We start from the raw sequence: 345 nt of genomic DNA on the forward strand, positions 1-345 counted from the left end.
GCCCGAACGCCTGTCGGCCTGGATCGCGTACTTTGAACACTGGCGAGAGGACACCACCATGAGCACCCACACCTACCCCCCGGTCCAACGGGCGATCGAAAAACTGCGCGCCCTGAGCGCCGACGAAGAAGCCCGCTACTGGGCCGAGGCACGCGAAAAAGCCCTGCACGATGAGGCCGCCCTGCTGCTGGAGGCGCGCGAAGAGGGACGCCAAGAGGGACGTCAGGAGGGCGAGCAGGTCGGGTTGGAGAAAGGCCGCCAGGAAGCGGCCCGCGAGACAGCCGGTCATCTCATTGAACTCGGCCTGCTGAATGATGTGCAGATCGCCCAGGCCACCGGACTGAG

General features: G+C 65.8%; 1 pseudogene. It reads left to right on the top strand.

From position 1 onward, the window contains the following. Positions 1-58: 58 nt before the first annotated feature. A pseudogene (locus HW932_RS21565) lies at positions 59-345 on the top strand (Rpn family recombination-promoting nuclease/putative transposase); the annotation flags it as partial.

The organism is Allochromatium humboldtianum (assembly GCF_013385175.1).
Taxonomy (GTDB): domain Bacteria; phylum Pseudomonadota; class Gammaproteobacteria; order Chromatiales; family Chromatiaceae; genus Thermochromatium; species Thermochromatium humboldtianum.